Source organism: Coriobacteriia bacterium (assembly GCA_013336165.1).
In the GTDB taxonomy this organism is placed as follows: domain Bacteria; phylum Actinomycetota; class Coriobacteriia; order Anaerosomatales; family JAAXUF01; genus JAAXUF01.
In genome coordinates this window covers 1-22,823 of record JAAXUF010000009.1, presented here as the reverse complement: position 1 = coordinate 22,823, position 22,823 = coordinate 1, and the positions used below count along the sequence as shown (strand labels likewise).

Here is a 22,823-nt window from a genome sequence, read left to right as displayed (position 1 = left end):
GGGTCCCCTGCGACCACAGATCAGCGAACTGTGTGCCGAGCGGCAGCTACCGTACCTTCGGCAGACGCCCAGAACCTCCCCGCCCCCGCGGCTTCACCGCTTACGCCCCCTTCTGACGTTCCCTGAGCGCGCGCTCCACATCGCGCTTCTGGTCCTTCTCGGCAATGTCGGCACGCTTGTCGTAGTTCTTCTTCCCGCGTGCCAGGCCGATCTCCACCTTCACGAGGTTGGCTGGCGTGAAGTACATCCTCAGCGGCACGAGCGTGAACCCGCGCTCCTTCGTCTTGCCCATGAGGTAGCGGATCTCCTTCTTGTGCATGAGAAGCTTCCGGGACCTGTTGGGATCGACATTTGAACGGTTGCCGTGGCTGTAGGGAGCGACGTGCACGCCGAGAAGAAAGACCTCTCCTTTGCGAATGGTCGCATATGATTCACGCAGCGATGCGTGGCTGTCGCGCAGTGACTTGACCTCGCTCCCCGTCAGTTCGATGCCGCACTCAAAAACCTCGTCCACGAAATAGTCGTGGTACGCCTTCTTGTTGTTTGCGATGAGTTTCTCTTGGCGCTCCATTGCATCCTCCTCGATTGAGCAGATCCATTGTAGCGTCTGAGCCACACACAAAACGGGTCGCCCGATTGGGAGCGACCCGTTTTGTGTTTGTCGAGTGCGGATTCAGCCTACGGCGTGAAGTCCGTCTCCGGCTTAAGGTCGAGTACGAAGCGCGTCAGCAGCGCGACTGCGGCGTCGAGGTCCTTGAGAGAGAGCACCTCGGTCGGCGTGTGCATGTAGCGCAGCGGGATGGAGATGAGAGCGGCCGCTTTGCCGCCGCGCGACAACTGGATCGCGTTGGCGTCGGTCCCGGTACCGCGCGGCTCGGCGCCGAGCTGGTAGGTGACACCGGCGCTCTCGGCGGCTTCGACCAGCAGGTCGAACAAGGCCGGGTTGATATTGGGCCCGCGGGCGATGATCGGCCCGGCGCCGCAGCTGGCCTCGCCGTGCTTGCGCTTGTCGATATCGGGATAGTCGGTAGCGTGTCCCACCTCGACGGCGATGCCCACGACCGGGTTCACGCCGTAAGCGGAAGTGATGCCCCCGCGCAGCCCAACCTCTTCCTGAACCGTGCCAGCGGCGATCAGGTCGCCCGGCGCGCCGCCGGCAGCCTTGACCTCCTCAAGAACGCGCGCCGCAATCCAGGCGCCCATCTTGTCGTCGAATGCCCGCGAGACAGCCAGATCGTCGCCAAAGGTTTCGAGGCCAACGTCGAACGTGATCGGGTCCCCGATCCTGACTACGCTCTTGACCTCCTCGCCCGACATGCCGAGGTCGATAAACAGCTTGTCGAGCTTGGTGATGGTCTTGCGCTCGTCCTCCTCGATAAGATGGATCGGCTTGCGGCCCATCACGCCGAGCAGCGTACCGTCCTTCGTGTGAACGCGCACTCGCATGCCCGGGAGGATCGCAGCATCCACGCCGCCGATCGCCGAGAACGAGACGAAGCCTTCGGCAGAGATATAGTTGACCATCATGCCGATCTCATCGATGTGCCCCGCGAGCATCACCGAAACGCCATTGGTCGCCGTGCCCTTCAAGATCGCGTGCACGGAACCCATGACGTTCGTTTCAATCTTGTCAGCTGATTTTGTGAGGCGGTCGCGAAATACCTTCGCGGCCGGCTGCTCGAAACCTGAAGGCGAAGGCGCCTCCACGAGTTCGCGCAGAAAATCGAGGTCCTGATTATGCATGGACTAGCCTCCGAGTCGACAGTTTGACCAGACCAGTCTATCCTTCCGCGTTCCTGTGAACCAGTACGCCAACAGTCGTAGCCGTTACCCGCGCTTGCGAGGTTCCCGTGGCGGCTGCGGTTTGGGCTGCGGCCTTGTCGCGGATGCCCCTGCCGGCTCCATGTCGATCCGAGAGTCGCCGGGCGACACACTGACGATGCGCACCCGGACGCCTTGTCCCAATCGAAACGTCTCGGACCGCTTCTCCGAGAACAGCGCATGCCGCTCGGCGTCATAGCGGTACGGCCCTCCCGGCAGCGAGTCGACATGCACGAGTCCCTCGGCGGTGTTTTCGAGCTGGACGAACAACCCGAAGTTGGCCACACCCGTGACCAGCCCGTCGAACTCCTCGTCGATGTGATCGGCCATGAGCTCGCAGAGCTTGAAGCGCGTCGAGTCGTTCTCGGCCATCTCGGCTTCGCGTTCCATCTGCGAGGAGTGTTCGGCGAGCCAGGTGAGTTCCGGCGCCATGCGCGAGGCGGCGGGGTCGGTTGCGAGCGTGCCGCGCAGCTGGGCCTTCAAGAGGCGGTGCACGATGAGGTCGGGGTAGCGGCGAATGGGGCTGGTGAAGTGAGTGTAGGCCTCGCTCGCGAGCCCGAAGTGCGGGCCGAGGTAGTCGACGTAGCGCGCACGCTCGAGGGCGCGCACGAGCAGCGAGTTCACGAGGTACTTCTCGGGACGTCCGTGGGCGAAAGTGATGATTCGCTGGAACGTCGCCGGAGATGCACCGTGAATGTCCTTCATGGGGTAGTTGAACTCCTTGAGGACGAGTGCGATCTGGCCAAGCGCCTCAGGGTCCGGATCCTCGTGGATGCGGTAGATCATGGGCGCCTTCGCGTCGCGCATGTGTCGCGCAACCGCCTCGTTGGCGGCGATCATGGCCTCCTCGATCGAGTTGGTCGCCACCGTGCGTTCGCGCAGAATCACCTCGAGGGGCTTGCCGTCCGAATCGAGCCGGACCTTGGCCTCGACCGTCTCGAAGTCCAGCCCTCCGCGCGCGATCCGGCGTTCCCCGATCTTGGCAGACATCCGCGCGAAGTCGCGCAGAGCGTTCTCGCTATCCGCTTCGGGGAAAGGCTCCTCGCCGGAAAGCCAGCGATCGACCTGGTCGTAGTCAAAGCGCCTCTTGGAGCGAATGACCGAGGGAAAGAACGTAGCCGACTCCACCACGCCGTCCTTTGACAGCATCATATCGACAGAGAACGCCAAGCGATCCTCGTTGGGATTGAGCGAACAGATACCGTTGGAGAGCTCCTCGGGAAGCATCGGCAGCACGCGATCCACGAGGTAGACGCTGGTGGCCCGCAGCCGGGCCTCGTTGTCGATCGAGGAGTCCCATGGTACGTAGTGGCTCACGTCCGCGATGTGCACGCCCATGCGCACCCGCCCATCGATGTGCTCGATCGTGATCGCGTCATCGAAGTCGCGCGCATCGACCGGATCGATCGTGAATGTGAACCGGTCGCGAATGTCGATGCGATCCGGCTCGCGGGCAAGCGCCGCTTCTACATCGAGCCGCAGGCGCGCAGCCTCATCGGCGACCGCCTGCGGAAATTCGGTGCGCAGGCCGTGCTCGCGGATGATGACTTCGATCTGCATTCCGGGGTCGCCATCGCGCCCGACGATCTCCTCGATGTAGCCTTGCGCCGAGTGTGCGCGGGACGGATACCCCGTGAGCCGTGCGACAACGATGTCGCCGGTGGTGGCGTCACCGATTCCGGTCGAGGCAACGAAGATGTCATGTCGCATGCGCGCGTCGGCCGGCGTAACGATGCCGATGGCGCCGTGCCGATCGAATCTGCCGACCACGGTTGTGTTGGCACGCTCCAGAACGCGAACAACCACCCCCGAGCGACCGAGGCGCATGCGGTTCTTGTCAACTCGCAATGAGACGGTATCGCCGTGCATTGCGCCGTCGGTGTCGCGAGCAGCCACAAAGAAGTCGCCCTCGGGCGCGCCGACAAACCCGTACCCGTGCCGCGTCATCGAAATCCGCCCGGTGAGATAGCCCCCCGCTTTCCCCCGTGTACCTGACTTACCCTTGCCGCCGCTTCGCTGCCTACCCACGTTGAGGTCTCCTCCCGGCGCGAAAGAATCGTCACTCCAGAGTCTACCGCAGTCTTGCCCCTATCATCCTCAAGCCGGCGCCGAGACGATCTCGGCATGGCGGGTGCTACAATCCGTCAAACGAACTTCTTTGTGCACCCATATACGGAGCCGCCCGATGGATTCTCGTCTCAACTCAGACCTCGCACCATGCATGATCGGCAGCGGAACGCTTGCAGGTCCGCGAGACATGCTGCGTGCGCTGGAAACGCTCGACAACCTCGAATACCGCTTCGTCGTCCATGGCGAGACCGTGAATGAAGGACGCGCCGCCCTCGTCAAGCTGCTCGCCGACCCCGAGTCGGCCACACTGGTGGTCAACGGCTGCCTGTTCCTCAACGTGATGTCGTTCCGCTTCGTCGATTTCGAGCAACTCGCCGATACCCCCGAGCGCTGGCGCTTCATGCTTCACGGCGACAGCTCGACGCTCGAACTGATCTCATTTCCGGACACCGATGACGAAACAGGCGCAACAAACCGTCCACATCTTCTCTCGGAAGAGACGATGCCCAGTTTCGAGTCGCTGATCGCCTTGGACGACGACGAGGACGACGACTAGGACGTGCTAGATACGACTCCGTCCCATCGTGATCCTTGTCAGCCAACGCCTACCCAAGATCCGTCTCGATCTCAAACGCCTCATGAGCGCGAACTGCCCCTACTGGCGCCGCACCGCCGAACGGCAGACACAACACGTATTCGCTGGGAACGCCCTCGTAGGTGAGACCGGGGTAGGAACGAAAGCCGAAGCGCCCGTAAAACTCCGGATCCCCAACCAGCACGCAACCGCTCGCACCCCGCGCACGAAGCTCATCAAGCCCAGCTGACACCAGCGCAGAACCGATGCCCTCGCGCTGGAGCCCGGGAAACACCGCTACAGGACCGAGTAGGAACCATCCTTGCTGCCCCGACTCTCCTATGACCGCTTCGGAGAAAGCGATGTGCCCCACAGGACCCCCGTCCAGCACGGCCACGAGCGAGATTGTCAGAGCACTGTCTGCACGCAGAGCTTCCACTATCAGGTGCTCAGTCTGATGACTGTATGGATGGATCAGGAACGCGGCGACGTTTATCTCCCGAATGGCGTCGATATCCTGCGGGGTTTCAGAACGGATCACGGCTTCAGACATGCTGTCCCCCTCTGTTGCGCCTGACGTCTTTGCGCGTCAGTTTCAATACGCCACTGCATGCGCCTGCGACAAAGGTTACCGCTCTCGCGGCGTGTTGTCTGCCGGACGTGCAGGTTAGCAGTCAGCGCAAGCCTGTCGTATCCGGAACCTGCCTGCGAAGCCTAGCTCGATCGTCCTTCTGCATCTGATGCATGAAACACGGCGGTATCAGGTGGCCGCGTGGCGGTGACGAGCGCTCCTGACCAGCCTGAACAGCAGACTCGCCATGCCCATGATCCAGCCAACGGGATAGGGCAGGACCAAGACACCCCACCACATCGAATGTCCACTCGTCCCCCCGATGCCACCGACGGCGCTCAGGGCAACCATGGCCGCCACGCCCAAAGCGATGAGAGCGAAGACGGCAGCCCAGTAGAGCAGCACGCGGCGCTCCTCCTGACCGAGGAGTATCCCGAGCAGCACCATCGCGCTGCCGACGAGAATGACCACCGAACCCTCGAGCGGATCGACCGCGCCGAGGAGCATCCCGATCCCACCAACGACGACAAGGATGCGAGACCACAGGCTTCGAGCCCTCATGTCGCCTCCTCTCTTTCGATGAATCCTCTCAAGACTCCTGCACGCTCTCTCTGACCGAAGCCACCACCGATCGAATCGTCTCGCTTACGAGGCCTGGTTCGCTGATCTGTGGGAAGTGCCCGCTCTTACCGGCTATCAAGTGTTGACCCAATGGCGAAAGAGCAACCAGCCCCTCTTGATTCCGAGCACGCGCAGCGCGGACAGCAGGAGGAATGCCTCGAGCGGGTCTGCCTGCGCTGACGACCACGACTGGCACCGGCGGGAAGGCGTTCGCGCGCGCGATTATGTCCACGGTCTTCGGAACGCATGCTGCCTCGCCGAACTCGTCTCGCCCGAACACCGCATCCGCCACTCGTTGCGCGAGACGCTGAAGGCTGGTGCTGTACTCATCGACCAGCGTGGAGTCCTCGGGTGCCGCGGAATCCAGGAAGACGACGGCAGCGACCTCCAGCGGATACGTGCGAGCGAACAGGTTGACGTACAGTCCTCCAAGGGAGTGACCTACGAGAACGTAAGGCGGACGCAGGCCCAGCCCCTCGAGCAGCGCGTGGAGCGTGCGGACCACGACGTCTCCGGTCTGCGGCTCCGAGGGCTTACTGCTTCGACCGATGCCGAGACGATTGTAGGCTACGACGGTGCTGACAGCCTCGAGCGGCGCAAGGACTCGAACCCATCCCTCCAACGGGCCTCCGGCGCCGTTGAGCAGAACGATGGCGGGCGTGCCGCTGCCAGCAACGGCATACTCGACTGCCACGCCGCCAATGGCCGTGACACGCTTACCCACGATTCTCCCGCCCACCGCTCGTTGATCCTCTCGGCCGCGGTACATGCCAACATCTGAGGTCCGAGTAGACGCGCATAACCTCTCCGGTCAGTCTACCTCTTGGCGCTCTGCGCGAAACGCTCGTCAGCCCGCTTGGCGCGGGTCGTGAATCGCAAGGAACTGCTCGATATCGCCGAGAAGAGCCACCACCGCATCCTCAATCCGCGCGGTGAGTGCTTCGGAATCATCAAGTGCGAACCCGCATGCAACGTTGTACTCGACGATCGCGTCGACGCCGGCGGCGGGTTCGACGACACGGTAGTCGGGCCAGCTGCTTCCTCTGAACAGCTCCCAGTACTCCCGCTGTACCTTGCGATTGCGCGCGGCAAGCCACACCTCGAACCCGAACGACTCGTAGTCGAACACGATTGCGAGTTTAAGGTCACGAGACTTGAGGGCGGGCGGGAACAGCGCGAAGTAGGTCATGTCGAAGTAGCCCTGGTACAGACTCGAAACCGCCCGCTCACCTTGACTGCTCGCGAAGTGCGTTCGGAGCCGTGCCATATACCCGACGATCGCCGCATAGGCCCTCTGGATCGAGCCCTCGCCGAGGTAATCGCGCAACTCACTCAGATCGCTGTCGAGTGTACCCACCGTTATCCTCCTGCGAGCTTGCTCCATGCCATGGTCAGAACGCCCGTTCCTCGATAGCGGCAGGGCCGGCAGTCGCAAGGCCCGTGGCCGCATCGAGTGCGCGAACGGCCGGGAGTGACCAAGCTACGAGCCCCATCACCGCTATAAGCACGCCCGAGATCGCGAACCACGGAGCCACGCCAACCTGTTCTGCCAGCGGGCCTGCGACCAACAACCCTACTGGTGCCGCAAGCATCGCGATCGTCATATAGAGCGACATCACACGCCCCAGCTTCGCTGGATCGATGAGTCCCTGGAACATGGCGGTGATCGGAGCGCCGAAGAGCGGAACCGAAAACCCCATCAGCACGCACATCATCACGAAGACCCAGAACGCGGATGACGGCAGCATGCCCGAGACGGCAAGCATTCCGCCCACGAGAAGGATGCCTGCGCCGACAAGCTGCACGCCTGAGAAGCGCCGCGACATCACGCCGATCATCATCGACCCAACGAGCATACCCGCACCGAACGCCACCTCAACGTAGCTCGCAGCGGCCGCATCACCGCTGAAGTGCGAGAACGTCATCAGCGGAAACAGCGCGTTGAGCGGCATATACAGGAGCGTGACCATCGCGAGCACGAGCGTCAGATCCAGTAGCCCTCGGTGTCGGATCAGCTCCCGCCAGCCGTCGACGAACTCGGCGACGAAGTCGATGCGCCCTGATTCACTCTCGTCTCTCTGGGGATTGGGGATGCGGACTATCAGGAGCGATGCGACGGCGATCCCGGCCCCAACGATGTCGACAGCCATGACCGCCGAGATCGACGTGGCCGCCATCATGAATGCCCCCAGGACAGGTCCCGCCATCGCTACACCGGAGCTCATGAAGAAGCTCCATCCAGCGACTCGCATCAGCTGGTCCGCCGGCACATACATGGGAACCGCCGCTTGGCTCGCCGGAGTGTGAAACGCCGCGCCCGCGGATCGAAGCGCGATGACGAGCATGATAAGCGTCACCGAGGGCGCACCTTCCGCGAACGCGAGCAGAAGCCAAACACTTGTTGCCGCGATCATCAGATCGGCGACGATCATCGTGAATCGTCGATCCCATCGATCGATGAAGGGGCCGGCGATCGGCCCGAGAACGGCCTGCGGCAGTATTGCTGCTATTGAAGCGTAAGCAAGGAGTGCTGCGGAGCCGGTCTCGGCGGTCAGCCACCACACGAGTGCGAAATTGACCGCGGAACTCCCCAGAAGGGAGAAGGTCTGCCCGGTGAAGATGATAAGGACCGTGCGGAGCCAGCCATCGCTGCGAGTCTTCATGCCGTCTCCAAAACGAAGACACGGACAGACGCGCTGTGGTGGGCCGACGGAATGATGTTCAACCCCTTGCCATCGGGGTCTCTGTGTCGTCGGAAACGAGCAGACTGCATTCGGACTCCTAACTAGCGCGGCACTGGGCACTCAAGCAGCCAAAGCGATGGTACGCGAGTGGCTCGGTCTCGTGAAGGCTGGCTCCCGTCGTCGTCCTAAAGTGTTGCGCATGAGCAGACGCTCACACGCCTTCAGGCCGGTCTACTTCCGACGTTCTGCTCGATGCCTTGTCAGGCCGACGGCATACTGTCCCTGATACGCACCAGTCGATTGCCTTCGCGTGAGAGCCCCGCGCTGCTCGCAAGCAACGACAGGAACTCCTCACGCTCTGAAGGCGAAACGAGGCTCATCCCAATGAAGCCCTCATCGACTCGAATCGCGAGCCTGTCCAGCGACAGCGCAGGAGAAGCCAAAGGATTGCGTGTCGGATGAACCTCGCGAATATCACTCAGTGGGATACTCCTTCGGACGACGCCGAAGCGGATGATCAGTCTATCTTCCGTGATCCCGTAACGGATCGGGATCAACAGCAGGCCGTAGATCGCCGCGACAAGCCCGCTGCCCATTGCCATCGCAGTGGCCGCTTCACGGTCGCCAGCCAGTAGGGCAGCGGCCAGACCTCCAAGTTCGATGAATGGCAACACTACAAGGATCAGTCCGATCCACCAGTCGATCTTGGATCGGAACCATGTGGCTGAAGCGTCCGACATGAAAGCCCTCGATTCATGCGATGGACAAGCACACGTCCGACCTAACGTATCGTCAGGTGGCGGGACGATAGTGCATATATACCATGCCGTTATCGAAGCGACGCTCATCCACAAGCTCGAGTTTGAGTCGAACCCCGTCAGGGAGCGACCGAATGCCACCTCCAACAATGACCGGCGCAACGAACAGCTGGTACTCGTCCACCAAGCCGGCACGTATTGCCTGGGCAGCGATACCGGGCCCACCCACAGAGATGTCGCCCACGACTTCCTCTTTCATTCGCCGGATCGCAGCAGGGTCGAAATCCCGCTCGATCCTCGTTCGCGCGCTAGACACGGAGTCAAGCGTTGACGAGTAGACAATCTTGTCGGCGGCCCGCCAGATCTTAGCGAATTCCTTGATGAACGACGGCTGATCAGCAAGCCCGTCTAAGGTCTCCCACACGACCATTACCTCGTACATCCGACGGCCGAACAGATAGGTGCCGACCGGGCGCTCAAGTTCGTTGATGAACGTGTGCACCGCCTCATCCGGCTCAGCCCAGTCAAACTTGCCTGCTGGATCCGCGACGTAGCCATCGAGTGACTCAACCATCGAGAAAATCAACTTGGCCATCGGAGCCTCCCTCGACGTTCTGTTGGTCCGGCGCGCGGCCTCCGAACCGACATGGACCAGACTGCCGCGTCGCGGTAGTCCACCAGCTAGTGCGGGACGCTCAGCTGGTCATTGAGCTCAGTCACGGCCTGCTCAAGATCCTCGGCCGTCCGCATCGAGGTGGCAGTCGGGACGCCGGTTGTGATGAAGTGCTGCGCATAGGGGAAGCACGCCGCCTCGAACGGCGTCGTGTCCAGCAGGCCGGCGCCGAAGGTGTTGGTGCACAGCGAGATACCATCGAGCGGAAGCTTCAGCGCCTGAGTCATCTCATTCGGGTCGAACACCAAGCTGAAGGGCTTGGTACACTGTTGCAGCTCACCGCCGTAGTCGACCGACAGATTGCCCTCGACCCACAGGCGCTGATCGAGTTCGGCGAGCACACTGTTGTTCAGGTCAGCGACGAGGGCAAGACTGTTGGCGGACTGCGCGCTCACAACATCAACGATGACCTCACCCCGATATGACGTGGTGACCACAGAATGGGACGTGCTCGGGTCGATGAAGCCCCGGCTCGGGTCGTAGCTGGGCGCGTTGCTCTCGTACTCATCAATGATCCAAGAGAGGAGTCCGGTCCTGCAATTCTCCGCGATCAGGTAGAACTCCACGCGACTCCCCCAGAAGACGCTCGTGTGAACGTTGAAGGCGCTGATGATCGCGCATGGCCGCTTCGCGGTATTGCCGAACATCGCCGACGGAAACAGGCTGTAACCCGGCGGCAAGAGCCGTGTGGCCGCATCGGTATCAACGATCTCAAACGCCAAGAAGACGCCATACGGCTCAACGACGAAACTCATGTACGGGTTGGTTCGCGCTCCCCTATTGACTATGTAGCGCTGAAGTCCCAGAGGTAGTCGGCGGAGCATGCCGATGCCCTGCATTGTCGATGCGACTTTGGTCGGGACCACCATCTTCTCGGTGTTCTTGATGTAGCGCCTCAGATCCTCGATCCGCATGTCGTCTCCTCGTCATGCCGGCAGGTCCGGCCTCATGGCGTCTTGCTCAATGCCTTTGTCATGCCTGCTACAGCAGACGGCTATCATACGCCCAGTTCAACAGGGTTTGGCGCTGCTTCGGACGACAGCTGTCGTCCCCGGGCAGACAATGCGCGCGCACCTGACCTGCGTGCCGACGAAACGCGCGCCATCGCCCAATCTGCCGCAGGTCTTGGTACGGTAGCCTGCGACCCATCCAGTACCGACAATACCACTGAAACCAGCCCCTCGGATCTTCGGGGTAGATCCATCCGCGGCGCTGCCACTCGGCAAGCGGCAGGCTGGCGTTGACGCCGAAGAAGTTGAGGCCCGGGTCGTGTCGATCGTGGCAGAGCTTGGCGCCCTCATACCAGGAGTCGGGGAACTCGTCGCGACAATCAGTGAGATATCTGCCGCCGAACACACCGAGGCGCAGCATTTCCTGCGGAGTGAGTTCGGGTTCAAAACGCGGGTCGAACCCCTTGCCCTGCGGCTCAAGCAGCAGGTATTCATAGCCTTGCTGCATGAGATCTCTTACGACCACGCGCTTCGGTCGTACTCCATCATCGTGCATGCGTTCCCCTCTCACGCAGACACTCGTCCCAGGAGCGCCACCACGTTTCATCGCCTCTACTGCGAATGCGACCGCAAGCAGGCACCCGAAATGCGACCATAGCCGCACCGATGAGATCGGCCGATGACCCAAATCCGTTGAGCGCACCGAGCACGACTACGAGCGGCGGCGCAACGCCGAAGATGAGTCCGGCGAGCAGTGGGACGACCGACAGGATGAGAAACGGTGCGACCCCGACCACGATCTGCCGACCTCGCGACAGTTCACCTTCATAGGACACATACGGCGTGAACGCCTGCGGCCAGAATCCGAGCGTGGTGGCAGGGCCAAGGCCGAATTGCGGCAGCGAGAGAACGTGAAGAAACTCGTGCGCGACGACCATGGCCAAGAGCGCAAGGAGAGCCGCAAGAGCCCCGCCGGTGGTGATGGCGAAACTGACCTCGCCTGTCGCACCGTGCATCTGGCCGATGAGGCTCCACGTGAACAGAAGGCTTGCGGCAATCCCCACCGCGAGCGGTATCGAGAGTACCATCAGCCAGCCGAGTGACGGCTCTTTCAGCCTAGTCCAGCCGCCCACTTCAGGACAGAAGCCGGGGTCATCCGGAACGGGACCCACACGAAACCTCACAAGCCCTCCCCATCGTGCTGCTGGTTCCGGAGTAACGCCTAGGGCATGGGCAGACGCGCTCACGCTCCTAGGTCAGTCTACCCGCGAGTCTGCCCGATTGCGCATGCCTTCGGATTCTCGAGATACTGACCAACCCTCATTGAAGACGTGTTCGTCGTGAAGAGGATGCGTCTTATGCCTTCCCTCCTCCTTGGCGCAAGCATGGCCTTGGAGTTTGGGAAGCCGTCTTTGTCGATGGAACTGACGATCGAGACACCCGCTCCGTCGATCAACTTGCCTATTGTCTTGCTGGTATCCCTCACCCTCAGTTCCCGCCCTCTCCATCTAACGCGTTAGGCACGAGCAAACGCGCATGACCTCTCCGGTCAGTTTACCTCTTGGCGTTCTGCTCGATGCCCTTGCTGGGCGGCCCTGAGAAATCCCGAGGATGGCCGCAAACGCCGCAGTCCGGGAGATGGACGCATAGAAGGGAACCACACTCCGGACACGCCCATCTCAGCCTCTCATCGGCAACGAAGGCCTCGAGGCCGGTCTCACGAATCCGGAGAAGATTCTCCGTCATGCTCATCCCGTACTTGGTACGGTATCGCTTGTCGAGCTGACGTAACCGAGCGCAAGGGAAGGTCGTGCACTCGTAACAGAACGAGCCCGCACCACTGGCGACGGTGTCACACTCTCTGATCTTGCACGTTAGACAGTATCGCGGCTTCGCCGCATCATCCCCGTTGCAGCCGGGGCAGCGGTTCTTGTCTCTGAGATGACCTCTGCACAGACCGCAATTCATGCCGCACGGTGCAATCAGGTCTGGAGTCAGTGATCCGGGTAGAGCCTCCTGAACTGTTCGCACGGTCACTCCGTTCGATAGCCCGATGTCACGCTTGCCTAGCCCCCAGCGTCTGAGGCACGAACAGACGCGCAACCCTCTCCGGTCAGTTTACCTCTTGGCGTTCTGTTCGGCCCGCCCGCTCGGCAGCACCCCCGACCGGACATCACGATCGCCAGTAGAGCACAGCTGCGAGCCCCAATGAAACGAGAATGTCGGACAACGACTGGCGTAAGCCGCACACGTCCCTTCATCCCGACACGCTGTACCACCACGCCACCTCCTCTGACATCCACCCCCAAATCAAGTCGGCCGCGACTGAGTCCCCAATGACGCCGGTCAGCCCAACGTCTGAGACATGAGCGGCGGTCATGCACCGTCATTTGCGTACCGCTTTCGCCGCCCGCTCTCGATGCCCTTGTCGACGAATCTGCCGATTATCCGCACCCCATCAGAAAGCGGGTGCAACCAGGCCTCACCGCTTCTTCCAGAAATCGAACTCGCCCTCGTATCGTACGCCACCCAAGTCCGACACCTTCTCCTGGAAGAATACCTGAGCATCCGCGATCGCCTGATTGTAGATGCTCGGTCCGATCTCCCTAGTGCAGAAATCGAGAACACGCATCGCTTTGAGGTCGCCGATCTCCTCGTCCATGTCCTCGACGAAGAAACGTTTGATCGAATCGAGCAGATACCTCTCTGTTTCCTTCTCAAGCTTCATGGCAATTCTCTCTCGGACATGGAGTGTTCTCTCCGGTTGGTGACCGATACCAAGACTGGCGGCCAGATCGAAGTATCGAGCAACTTCAACCTCATCGCCAAGCAGCTCGTACGACCCGCCTAATGTCTGGGGCATGAACAGCGGCCGCGCCGCTCTCGAAAAAGTAGCGCTTTCGCCGTCTGCTCGAACGTCTGTTAGCAACTCCCCGTGATACCATCGTGCCAATCCGGCTCAGAAGATGACACTGGAAGCGAGGTGCAGGGCAGCATGAATGACGAGAACAACCAAACAGGTGTTCCGATCGATTTCGGCGCCGTGAGCTGCGCGCTTCGCACCGAGTTGGCCGAGCGCGGCTATCAGTCCTCAAGCGACACTACCGGAATGCATCGAGCACTCTACATAATCGGACTCGGCGACAGAGCCCGAGCTCTCTTCGAGTTCAAGCCGAGTGCAGACGACGCCGTCTACGATCTGGTGTATCAGGGGGCGTGGGTTGCGGGCATGCCACCGCGATTCGTTGTGCTACCTAGAGAAGAAGCATCAAGCCCCTCGCTTGACACCCTCGAGCAGATGAAGGCAATCCCGCTGCTGTTCGACGTCGGGGAGGATACGATCACATTCCGAGACCTCGATCGCATGCAGGAGCTCATCGACGCGGACTGACGGGCACCCGAAACCGGAAAGGGCGTCTGGGAATGGCGGTTTTGGGACTCGCGCTGGCCGATTGGCTAAGCTCTCGCATCATCGCAAACTAGAGACTATCAGTCCGTCGAACGTCTACGGCTCAACTGATGTCCCTTGGATCTACAACGCGTCGAGAGTAGCGAAAATGCCGTCAAGCGAGGCGAACTCGAACTGAACACTGGCGATATGCATGAACCTGATTGTACCTGAAGCGTCTATAACGAAGTTGGCGGGCCGGGCGATATTGATGGATTCGAAGTTGGCCTTCACGTACACACCCCACTCTCTCACCACAGTGCGGTCAGCGTCCGCCAGAACAGGGAAGGAATACGGCGTTTCCTTGAGGTCGTCACGCATTCTGGCGGGTCTCTGGGCCATTATTGTCACGACTCCGGCCCCCCGCCTCTTCAGTTCCGGCACGTGCTCCTCTAAGATGCTCATCCACTTGCGGCAGGTCGGGCACCAAGTGCCCCGAGCAAAATAGACCAGCAGAGGCTTGCCCAACAGGCTGGTCAGCGTGACAATCTCGCCGGTGAGCGCATCAGGCAGTGAAAAATCAGGCGCCTTATCGCCCACTGACAACACCGTATTCTGCCTGACCATACTGCGCTCCCCTCTTCTCTCTGCCCAACCTCTGACGTTTGACGTTTGAGCTGCGAACGTAACGTTTTCGGAACGCGACGATTATCTGCGAGTCAGCTTGTGACTTCTGCCAAGTGTACAAAGCCTAGCCATCCTACAATATTCCCAACGAGCCCAACGCCCTTCCGATTCCGCCTTCCGCTAGGATCGCGAACACGGTTCCTCATGTTGAATAGGCAGCCGCAAGGTCAGGTGACTCGCAGTGTGGGCTCCAAAGTGCCGGCGATTGTGCTGGCTGAACCGTCACCCGATCGGGCAAGCGTCATGGTGCTATTGCTCGAGACCTGTACCACTACAGGATGCGCAAGTCCTTCTCCCGGTTGCCCCACAGGCAGAACACCCGATGTTTCGTGCACCGTTGCACGAAACGCATTTCATGAATATGTCCCCATTGCAGGCCTCGAGGCACGGCCGCTGAAGTCAGCGTACTTCGTCAAACACACGCGAATCGATTCCTGAAAGCTCATGGCGTTTTCTCCGTCTAACGTGGTGCATCAGCGGCTCGGCGCATCGGGATGAGTTTGGCTCACGGTCGAGAGACTCAGAACTCTTTCGTCCGCCCAACGTCTGACGTTTGAGCGGCAGGCGTGTTGCTCTCGAAAGGGTACCCCTTCGCCGTCTGCTCGAAACGTTGTCAGGCAGCGACACCGCCGTCAGGACTCAGCGCAAAGCGCCGCGAGCTTCCTCGCCGTGTTGACGTTCCTCGTGGTCATCCGAGAGTAGGAGCTGTGTCCCGCGATTCTGGTGATGTGGCTGCGATTGTAGTTCTCTCGCTTGATGTTCCAGACGATGGCCCCGGGCGTGTAGAAGATAGTCAAGTACTCCATTCTGACCGGCAGCTCCGACATGAGATCCGGCTTGTCGACATCACTGAACAGATACGCGACATAGGTCTGTTCGCCCTCGCCGTTTCCCCACTCGCTCGGTATCGAGTCCGCTATCGCGATCACATCCGCCGACGTCTTCACCAGAGTCGGGATCTTCGCGCCGAACGCTCGCTCAAGCTCGTCTTCGAGCACACACGCAAGATCAAGGGCACTCAGAGATGAGCTGAATACTACATTGCCCGAGTTCAAGTAAGTGACAACGTCGCGAAGCCCGAGACCCTCGAAAAGAACCTGCAGGGTCTTCATGGGCACGCGAGCACCCTTGCCGACATTGATCCCGCGCAGCAACGCGACGTACTTCACGAATGCCAACCCCCTACTCAAGCGACAAGGCGCTGTCTGACAGGAACACCCAAATGCGCCAGCCACTCCGGCCCCGCCCTCGTCTGCCCAGCGTCTGAGGCATCAGCGGCGGCGATGCACAGTCATCAGAGTAGCGCTAGCGCTCTCAGAAGGCGCAAACCTTCTGCGAGTCAACTCGAAACGTTTGTTAGAGTCAAGACCGTCCAACCTCATCACCGATCGCTCAAGGCCAACTCCACGGCCAAACCGGCGAACACGACAGCGAATGACCGCTGGAGCCAGCGCATCGCTTGCGAAGTCCCGCTGAAGATCAAGCGCGCCGCACTCGCAATGACGGCGTAGAGGGAAAAGACGACAAACGTCATGACCATAAACACCGCACTCAACCCCGCCAGCTGCTGCATCGCCGATGAGCCGGGAGTGATGAAGTTGGGCAGGAACGCGAGAAAGAAGATGGTGAGCTTGGGGTTGAGGAGATTAAGTGCCACACCCCGCCACGCCACTTCTGCCAGCCCGCGCTCAACGGTATCCCCTTGAGCTGAGAACCGGCCTGCTTCTTTCCACGTCTGCCATGCCAGATAGAGCAGGTAGCAAGCCCCGGCAAGCTTGACTCCCGAGAAGACCTGAGCTCCCATGTTTATGATCGCCGAGAGCCCCAAAGCGCTCGCCAGAAGATGCGGCACGATCCCGATCGTGCACCCGAAAGCAGCAGCCACCCCAACGCGTGAGCCGCGGGCAATCCCGGTCGAGATCGTGTAGAGCGCTCCTGTACCCGGGATCAGCACAACCACGAGTGCAGTCAGCAGGAATTGCGCAGTGAACACGTAAACCTCCCAAGTGCGATTCGGTCTCCCCGCAGGCGAGGGGCACTCCACCGTCTGTCCAAGTGGCGCTTCAGCTGCGCGCCACTCAACTTGCAGGATACGCCACCGCCTAGCGCGTCAGCTGGAAGACTTGCCGGGGCAGCGGCCCAAGCGCTTGCCACGTCAATCATGGCGATCCACATCACGCCGGGCGACCGGGATGATAGCGACTCTGCCCCCTACGTCGCTGAAGGGCGTTGCGGCGATGGCTTGGACGCTCTGCGGTAGAGCCATGCGCCTGCCGCTGACGCGAGAATCGCTGCGCCCAACGTCAAAGCCCCCAGCAGAAGAACGTCCGCTCCGAGCTCAGCGAACCCCAGTGCTACCCACTTGACGCTCTGGAGAGTAGCCAAGAGCCACCAAGCGACACCGACGATGGCCGCAGTCACCGGTCCCGCTCCATACCGAGGGGTGATTGCCGAGAATAGCCAGACCGCCCATATCCCCATAGTAAGATCGACGACATAGAAGACCTCGCCACCAAATGCAGGATAGGGTGCGCTCCCTTGCATCAAGGGCACGAAGTCAGGTGCAAGGACCGCAAGGAGCACCGCCGAGCTCAGATTCCAGACCGCACCGGCCACGAGACCGCACAGAACCAGCCGGAGCCAATCGTAACGCTTCATGGGCGCCCCCTCAGTGTGTCTGCCCAACGTCTAACGTTTGAGCCAGCGCGCGTAGCGCTTTCAGAGCACGAACGCTATCTGCGAGTCTGCTCGAAACGTTTACTTGAACTTACGCCCTCATTGTCACCCTTCTGAACTAGATTCGTTGACGATCACGGGCAGTCTGCCCTCCCACCTGTCCCACGATTCAGGATCAGTTGCTAGGTCGCACATGAAACTCGCAACGTTCGCCATGTTCGTACTGCCCGGCTTGAAGAGGCTGCTCACTAGGTTCTCGTGAAGCGAGTATGCCGAAGCCTCACCCTCTATGAGAGTGTCCGGGCGAACCGTGACCCACCGCACGAATGGATTGCTCGCCCCATCTCGCCATGAAGGAAGCCCGCAGCTCGCTGGTTGTCCCTTGACGGAGGGACCAACCCGCGGAGAACCCATAGGAGCACCTCTTCCATCGTGCCGCGCCGCTCATCGGGCGCGTCAGGGTGATCGACTGAGACGCTGCTCATGAGGATGTATTTCACGGGCGCATCCGGCTGCGAATCTTGAATCGCCTCACAGAGTCGCGCCGTGGCCCGTGTGACTAGATCATACGGTGGACCAAGCACTCCCTTGACGCTGATGACGTGACCGAGACACGAGATGACTGCATCACAGCCGCGAACGTGCTCAACAAGATCCTCGGCGCTAAGGGACAGGAGGTCGGCCTCAACAACCGTCAGTCGCGGATCATCCGCAGTCCCCTCCGGAAGCCTCCCAGCTGAACGCACGATGGCGCGCACCCGACCCCCTTGTCTCGCTGATGGGTCTGACGTTTGACGTTTGAGCAGCGGCCGCGCCGCTCTTGAAAGAGTAGCGCTTTTCGGAGAGCGACGACCATCTGCGAGTCAGTCAGCCTAACGTCTGAGGCATGAGCAGACGCGCATAGCCTCTCAGGTCAGTCTACTTCTTGGCGTTCTGCTGATGCCTTTGTTAGCCGTTTCCCGCACTTCTAAGCAAGTCGATATCGCCGCCGACAATGGCCTCCAGATTGTCCGAGATCCTTGCGACGTCCCAGTCCCACCATGCGATCTCCTGTAGTGCATCAATCACGTCCTGCGAGAAACGCGGCCGGATGGGCCGAGCGGGATTGCCCCCGACGATCATGTAGGGCTCGACGTCCGAGACGATCACAGACCGAGCGGCAACGATCGCACCGTTGCCGATGTGCACGCCGGGCATGACGAGCGACTCGTATCCGATCCATACGTCATTGCCGATCACGGTGTCGCCCTTTACGGGCAACTCATCCATTGACGGAGTGACGCGCTCCCACCCATTGCCGAAGATGCTGAACGGATATGTCGATAGGCCACTCAACTTGTGGTTGGCGCCGTTCATGATGAACCGAACACCGGTAGCCAGGGCGCAGAACTTGCCGATGATCAGCTTGTCGCCCATGAACGGGTAGTGGTAGAGAACATTGCGCTCGAAATCCTCCGAGTCCACAGGGTCATCATAGTAGGTGTAGTCCCCGATAAGGATGTTGGGACTGGATACCGTGTTCTTGATGAAACAGACCTGTGGAAAGCCAGCCATCGGGTGCTTGGTGTTTGGATCCGGTCCCAGCAATGCTGACCTCCCAGCAATACGGCTAACATCTGACATTTGAGCTGCGAGCCTAGTGCTTCGGGAATCGTACCTCTTTCGTCGCCTGCCCGAAGCGTCCGCCGGCCTCACCGCTGGGGTGGCTTGCCGGTTTGCCTGTGGAAGTCCTTGGCCGCTTTCTGGATGACCTTCCACTTCCGAACCTCCTCAGCCCGAAGGCGGCAGTCGGTCTTCATCGCAGCGACCTCTGCTTCACGCATCAGCTTGTGATAGTTCGCCAAGCGACTCGCGGGCAGTTTGCCCAACTCAACGGCAGCCCGAACTGCGCAGCCCGGCTCGTCGTTGTGAGTGCAATCCCGAAAACGACAGGAGCGCGCCTCCTCCTCGATCTCTGGGAAGGTTGCGGCGATACCGACTTCTGAACCGGTCAACGCAAGCGCGCGCAACCCCGGGGTATCAATAAGGATGCCCCCACCGGGCAGCTGAATCAACTCGCGTACGACCGTTGTGTGCCTACCTCGATGGTCGCTCATGCGAACTCCGCACGTCTCCTGACGCTCTTCGCCGAGGAGCGCGTTGGTCAGCGTCGACTTGCCCGCCCCAGAAGGCCCCAGCAACACCGCCGTCTTTCGATCTTCCACGTAGCGGGGCAGCAAGTCCACGCCGAGGCCACTTACGGCACTTGTGACAAGAACTTCACACCCGATTGCCACGGCCTGGACTGCCGCAAGAGCAGCGTCGGGTGCGGCAGATGCGTCGGCCTTGGTCAGAACAACTGCAGGAACGGCTCCCGAATCCCAGACCAGCGACAACTCGCGCTCGATGCGACGGAGATTGGGTCCCGCGTCAATGGGATGGACGAGGAACACGGTATCGACATTGGCAGCGAGGATTTGGGCGACAGAGGGCTCTCCCGGATCACCTCTGGTGATTGCGCTCGTGCGCGCCAATACTGCCTCGATGAGAGGTACGTCGATACCTTGCGGGGCATGAACTACAACCCAGTCACCAACGACAGGCAAGTCGATAGAGCCGCGAGCAGCTTTCACTAGAGCGGTCGAGGGCTTCGCACGGCATATGCCGTCCGATGACGCGATCAACGCGCTTCCTCGATCAGCACGGACTACGCGGGCCGGATATGTGTCCGTGCCGTCGAATTGAGCAAATAGCGCCTGCCAGCGCGGCGAGTAGCCGAGGAGACACAACGCAGGGGTATTGAGCATCGCGGGTCCTTCCGACGAGGTGCCCGCAGTCAAGTCAGATGCGGGGCACCGGAATGGAGGCATACGAATACATGGGCGCTGTGAACGCCGATGACCCTATGTGATGCATCCGTCGCCTCCTTTCAGTCGGCCGAATTTCCTAATCGTAGCATTCAGCGACAGGTTCCAACAACGAAAGCTACGCCGAACCCGGAACTCGCTCATGGGTTGAGCTAACGTTGGGCGGATAACCTGCGAGCGTAGCGAGTCAGGTTGATCCGTTGGACAGCTTACCGTGCCGTCTCGAAGCGCCGCTCGATCAGGTCGACGGCTTTGGTGATCCCGTCCTCTGCCCGAATCTGCTCGCCGAGATTCGCCGACCTCGCGCGCATCGCGCTATCGCTGACGGCGGCCTCGATCGCCCGGCTCAGACGTTCGACGGTGAGTTTGCGCCGAGGGACCGCCTTGGGACCGACCCCAAGGCCGCTGACACACCCCGCCCAGAAGGCCTGGTCCCCCATCACGGGTGTCACGATCGAAGGTACGCCAGCCGACAACGCCGCAGCCGTCGTTCCAGCGCCGCCATGATGGACGATTGCCGTCATGCGAGAGAAAAGCCAAGCATGCGGGATTGAACCTATCATGCACACGGAGTCGGGGAGATCGTTCTTTGTTAGCCCGCCCCATCCGGAAGAGAGAACGCCGCGCTGCCCGGTCCGTCGCAGGGACTCCAGCACCAGATCCGCCGTCGCCTCCGGGTTCTTGCTCCCCATGCTTCCGAACCCGACGTACACCGGCGGCGGACCCGCCTCAAGGAAGGCAACCAGTTCTGTCGGCGGACGCCACTCCAAGGAAGGCTCAAGGAACCAGTAGCCCGTGACATGATTCTGGGGCGGCCAATCATGCGGTACCGGGATCACATGCTCGCTGTATCCGTACAGGCTCAGTTGGTCCTCGCCAGCCAGTTCGCCGAACGGACCCCAGAAGGCCGACGGCTTGAGACCCAGGACCTTCACCCGGACGGTGGCGTCCGCCGATCGAGTCGTCTGCCACAGCATCTGCCGGGTGGCGCGATGTGACGGAGCGTTCGCCCAAGACGTGAGCGGTGTCTGAGGCACTGGCGTGAGCACGCCGGGAAACTCGCGGGTTGGCGAGAACGGATACAGGTAGGCCTGTACGAACGGAACACCAAGCTTCTCCGCGAGCGCGTGCCCGACGAACAGCCCGCCCAGGCCACTCAAGATTACGTCGGATTCTTTGCACGCCGCGAGACCGTTCGTCGCAGCCTGGACCGCCACCCGTTCTGCCGAAACACCCATCGCGGTCATGATCTTCAGGAAATTTCCAGCTTCCAGGAGGTCATGCATCTCGTTGGCGATGGCCTCGGTACTCACCCCTGTGTCACAGAATTCCAGTTCGTGAGCCCGGACGAGATCCCCGAAGTCGCTGGAAGTCACTACTCGAACCGAATGCCCCGCCCGCCTGAGTCCCACCCCGAGCGCAACGTGCGGCTGCACGTCACCACGGCTACCCAGCGCGATGATTGCTACTCTCAAGTGGCCCAATCTCGTGTTTGGTCTGTCCAACGTCCAGTGTTTGAGCTGCGAGCGTAACGCTTTCAGAGTGCGACGACTATCTGCGAGTCAGCTCGAAACACGTGTTAGATCCACCAGCGCACACATTTCATCCGAGCTGAACCGTTTCGCGGCATTTGGGATAGTTGACACACCCGTAGAATTGGCCCCCCTGCCGCGCACCCCGGCCAGCTGTTCGAAGCACCATCTGCACCCCGCACTTGGGACAGACCGGAGCGCCATCTGCCGAGGACACAGCGACGGGCGGCGTAACTGGCACAGTGCGCCCGGAGTCCCTTAGGAACGGCGCGAGTTGGGCCGCGATCTCACCGACGCTATAGCTTGATCGAACCTGAATGTGAAGCAACGGCAGTCCCGCTGCTTGAAACACCGAGTCAACCAACTCATCGCGCTGCTGCCGATCCTGCCGAGCATGACTCGAATCGTCCAACTCCAGGCCGAGCACTGGACGCAGCGTATCTGACTCACAGAGCAGGAAATCGACATGCTTCTGGCTGATGCGTCCGCGCGCAGCCATGTTCTCATTGGGACGAACCACGAAGAAGACGTCACACAGGTTCACCTTTGGGCAGATAACCGCGCGACCGTCGACCGCATTGTGAAGAACGCGATAGAACGACAACTCCGCCTTAGAGAGAAAGTCATCGCGCATACGATACGGAAGGCTATCTGCGGAAGGTCCGGATGCCGCGCGGATTCCAAATATGCGGAGAATGGCGCCGAGACACCCAGGATTCTGGCTATTCCCCTCAACCATTCGATTCCCCCTTTGTTGGATCTAACGTCTGACGTTTGAGCTGCGAGCGTAGCGCTTTCAGAGAGCGAAGACTATCTGCGAGTCAGCTCGAAACGTTTGTTAGGCCGCGCGAATTCAGATACTAAACGCAACACCCCCACCGGAGGGTGGGGCGATCTGGGACACTTCAGGTTCCTCCCTACCGCCAAGCAAAGGGGAACCGATGCATGCCCAGATCACCCAAGAGGAACGAT

At 60.8% G+C, this 22,823-nt stretch carries 27 protein-coding genes; 2 read left to right on the top strand and 25 right to left on the bottom strand.

Annotation, left to right across the window (positions count from 1 at the left end; all coding sequences use genetic code 11):
- Positions 1-100 precede the first annotated feature (100 nt).
- The 3 genes from smpB to rnr form a co-directional block, all read right to left on the bottom strand.
- Complete coding sequence (gene smpB, locus HGA39_07255; GenBank protein ID NTW29144.1) at positions 101-571, bottom strand: SsrA-binding protein SmpB; 471 nt, start codon at positions 569-571, stop codon at positions 101-103.
- Positions 572-678: 107 nt separating this feature from the next.
- The gene (locus HGA39_07250) at positions 679-1,743 is read right to left on the bottom strand and encodes a M42 family metallopeptidase (GenBank protein ID NTW29143.1); all 1,065 of its coding nucleotides are present in this window, start codon (positions 1,741-1,743) and stop codon (positions 679-681) included.
- 84 nt (positions 1,744-1,827) lie between these two features.
- Positions 1,828-3,849, bottom strand: coding sequence for a ribonuclease R (gene rnr, locus HGA39_07245; protein NTW29142.1), 2,022 nt, complete (start codon positions 3,847-3,849; stop codon positions 1,828-1,830).
- Positions 3,850-4,006: 157 nt separating this feature from the next.
- Here rnr and HGA39_07240 point away from each other — a divergent pair, with 157 nt between their 5' ends.
- On the top strand, positions 4,007-4,447 hold the full coding sequence (locus HGA39_07240) for a hypothetical protein (GenBank protein ID NTW29141.1): 441 nt from the start codon (positions 4,007-4,009) through the stop codon (positions 4,445-4,447).
- 49 nt (positions 4,448-4,496) lie between these two features.
- On the opposite strand, the gene HGA39_07235 is transcribed toward HGA39_07240, so the two are convergent.
- The 13 genes from HGA39_07235 to HGA39_07175 all read right to left on the bottom strand — a co-directional run bounded on the left by HGA39_07235 (position 4,497) and on the right by HGA39_07175 (position 13,456).
- A complete protein-coding gene (locus HGA39_07235; protein ID NTW29140.1) occupies positions 4,497-5,018 on the bottom strand; it encodes an N-acetyltransferase in 522 nt (173 codons plus the stop codon).
- A 207-nt stretch (positions 5,019-5,225) separates the two neighbouring features.
- Entirely contained in the window at positions 5,226-5,597 is a 372-nt protein-coding gene (locus HGA39_07230; GenBank protein ID NTW29139.1) for a hypothetical protein, read from the bottom strand.
- Between the two features lie 28 nt (positions 5,598-5,625).
- Complete coding sequence (locus HGA39_07225) at positions 5,626-6,381, bottom strand: alpha/beta hydrolase (GenBank protein NTW29138.1); 756 nt, start codon at positions 6,379-6,381, stop codon at positions 5,626-5,628.
- Positions 6,382-6,504: 123 nt separating this feature from the next.
- Positions 6,505-7,014 carry a hypothetical protein gene (locus HGA39_07220; protein NTW29137.1) on the bottom strand — a complete coding sequence of 170 codons (510 nt, stop codon included), beginning with the start codon at positions 7,012-7,014 and terminating at the stop codon, positions 6,505-6,507.
- Positions 7,015-7,048: 34 nt separating this feature from the next.
- Positions 7,049-8,320, bottom strand: a complete 1,272-nt coding sequence (locus HGA39_07215) for an MFS transporter (protein NTW29136.1) — start codon at positions 8,318-8,320, stop codon at positions 7,049-7,051.
- A gap of 281 nt (positions 8,321-8,601) precedes the next feature.
- Positions 8,602-9,081: a PH domain-containing protein gene (locus tag HGA39_07210; protein NTW29135.1), complete on the bottom strand. Its 480-nt coding sequence runs from the start codon at positions 9,079-9,081 to the stop codon at positions 8,602-8,604.
- A gap of 52 nt (positions 9,082-9,133) precedes the next feature.
- Positions 9,134-9,694 (bottom strand): dihydrofolate reductase family protein, encoded by a 561-nt coding sequence (locus HGA39_07205; GenBank protein NTW29134.1) that lies wholly within the window; start codon positions 9,692-9,694, stop codon positions 9,134-9,136.
- A gap of 86 nt (positions 9,695-9,780) precedes the next feature.
- Complete coding sequence (locus HGA39_07200) at positions 9,781-10,686, bottom strand: hypothetical protein (GenBank protein NTW29133.1); 906 nt, start codon at positions 10,684-10,686, stop codon at positions 9,781-9,783.
- A gap of 67 nt (positions 10,687-10,753) precedes the next feature.
- Positions 10,754-11,278 (bottom strand): hypothetical protein, encoded by a 525-nt coding sequence (locus tag HGA39_07195; GenBank protein ID NTW29132.1) that lies wholly within the window; start codon positions 11,276-11,278, stop codon positions 10,754-10,756.
- Positions 11,268-11,906 carry a DUF3267 domain-containing protein gene (locus HGA39_07190; GenBank protein ID NTW29131.1) on the bottom strand — a complete coding sequence of 213 codons (639 nt, stop codon included), beginning with the start codon at positions 11,904-11,906 and terminating at the stop codon, positions 11,268-11,270. The genes HGA39_07195 and HGA39_07190 overlap by 11 nt, the downstream gene beginning before the upstream one ends.
- A 77-nt stretch (positions 11,907-11,983) precedes the next feature.
- Positions 11,984-12,208, bottom strand: a complete 225-nt coding sequence (locus HGA39_07185) for a pyridoxamine 5'-phosphate oxidase family protein (protein ID NTW29130.1) — start codon at positions 12,206-12,208, stop codon at positions 11,984-11,986.
- A 68-nt stretch (positions 12,209-12,276) separates the two neighbouring features.
- Positions 12,277-12,690 (bottom strand): DUF3795 domain-containing protein, encoded by a 414-nt coding sequence (locus HGA39_07180; protein NTW29129.1) that lies wholly within the window; start codon positions 12,688-12,690, stop codon positions 12,277-12,279.
- A gap of 514 nt (positions 12,691-13,204) precedes the next feature.
- Complete coding sequence (locus tag HGA39_07175) at positions 13,205-13,456, bottom strand: DUF2164 domain-containing protein (GenBank protein NTW29128.1); 252 nt, start codon at positions 13,454-13,456, stop codon at positions 13,205-13,207.
- A 261-nt stretch (positions 13,457-13,717) separates the two neighbouring features.
- On the opposite strand from HGA39_07175, the gene HGA39_07170 reads away from it, so the two are divergent.
- Positions 13,718-14,113 (top strand): hypothetical protein, encoded by a 396-nt coding sequence (locus HGA39_07170; protein ID NTW29127.1) that lies wholly within the window; start codon positions 13,718-13,720, stop codon positions 14,111-14,113.
- Between the two features lie 141 nt (positions 14,114-14,254).
- Here the strand turns inward: HGA39_07170 and HGA39_07165 are convergent, their stop codons facing one another.
- The 9 genes from HGA39_07165 to HGA39_07125 form a co-directional block, all read right to left on the bottom strand.
- Complete coding sequence (locus tag HGA39_07165) at positions 14,255-14,710, bottom strand: AhpC/TSA family protein (GenBank protein ID NTW29126.1); 456 nt, start codon at positions 14,708-14,710, stop codon at positions 14,255-14,257.
- Positions 14,711-15,429: 719 nt separating this feature from the next.
- Positions 15,430-15,966, bottom strand: coding sequence for a DUF1697 domain-containing protein (locus HGA39_07160; protein ID NTW29125.1), 537 nt, complete (start codon positions 15,964-15,966; stop codon positions 15,430-15,432).
- A gap of 212 nt (positions 15,967-16,178) precedes the next feature.
- A complete protein-coding gene (locus HGA39_07155) occupies positions 16,179-16,790 on the bottom strand; it encodes a LysE family translocator (GenBank protein ID NTW29124.1) in 612 nt (203 codons plus the stop codon).
- Between the two features lie 218 nt (positions 16,791-17,008).
- Positions 17,009-17,455, bottom strand: coding sequence for a hypothetical protein (locus HGA39_07150; GenBank protein NTW29123.1), 447 nt, complete (start codon positions 17,453-17,455; stop codon positions 17,009-17,011).
- Between the two features lie 305 nt (positions 17,456-17,760).
- The gene (locus HGA39_07145; GenBank protein ID NTW29122.1) at positions 17,761-18,231 is read right to left on the bottom strand and encodes an SDR family oxidoreductase; all 471 of its coding nucleotides are present in this window, start codon (positions 18,229-18,231) and stop codon (positions 17,761-17,763) included.
- A gap of 190 nt (positions 18,232-18,421) precedes the next feature.
- Entirely contained in the window at positions 18,422-19,096 is a 675-nt protein-coding gene (gene vat, locus HGA39_07140) for a Vat family streptogramin A O-acetyltransferase (protein NTW29121.1), read from the bottom strand.
- A gap of 68 nt (positions 19,097-19,164) precedes the next feature.
- Positions 19,165-20,259, bottom strand: coding sequence for a ribosome small subunit-dependent GTPase A (rsgA, locus tag HGA39_07135; protein NTW29120.1), 1,095 nt, complete (start codon positions 20,257-20,259; stop codon positions 19,165-19,167).
- Positions 20,260-20,528: 269 nt separating this feature from the next.
- Positions 20,529-21,794 (bottom strand): glycosyltransferase family 1 protein, encoded by a 1,266-nt coding sequence (locus HGA39_07130; protein ID NTW29119.1) that lies wholly within the window; start codon positions 21,792-21,794, stop codon positions 20,529-20,531.
- A gap of 127 nt (positions 21,795-21,921) precedes the next feature.
- On the bottom strand, positions 21,922-22,590 hold the full coding sequence (locus HGA39_07125; protein NTW29118.1) for a DUF2726 domain-containing protein: 669 nt from the start codon (positions 22,588-22,590) through the stop codon (positions 21,922-21,924).
- Between the last annotated feature and the right edge of the window lie 233 nt (positions 22,591-22,823).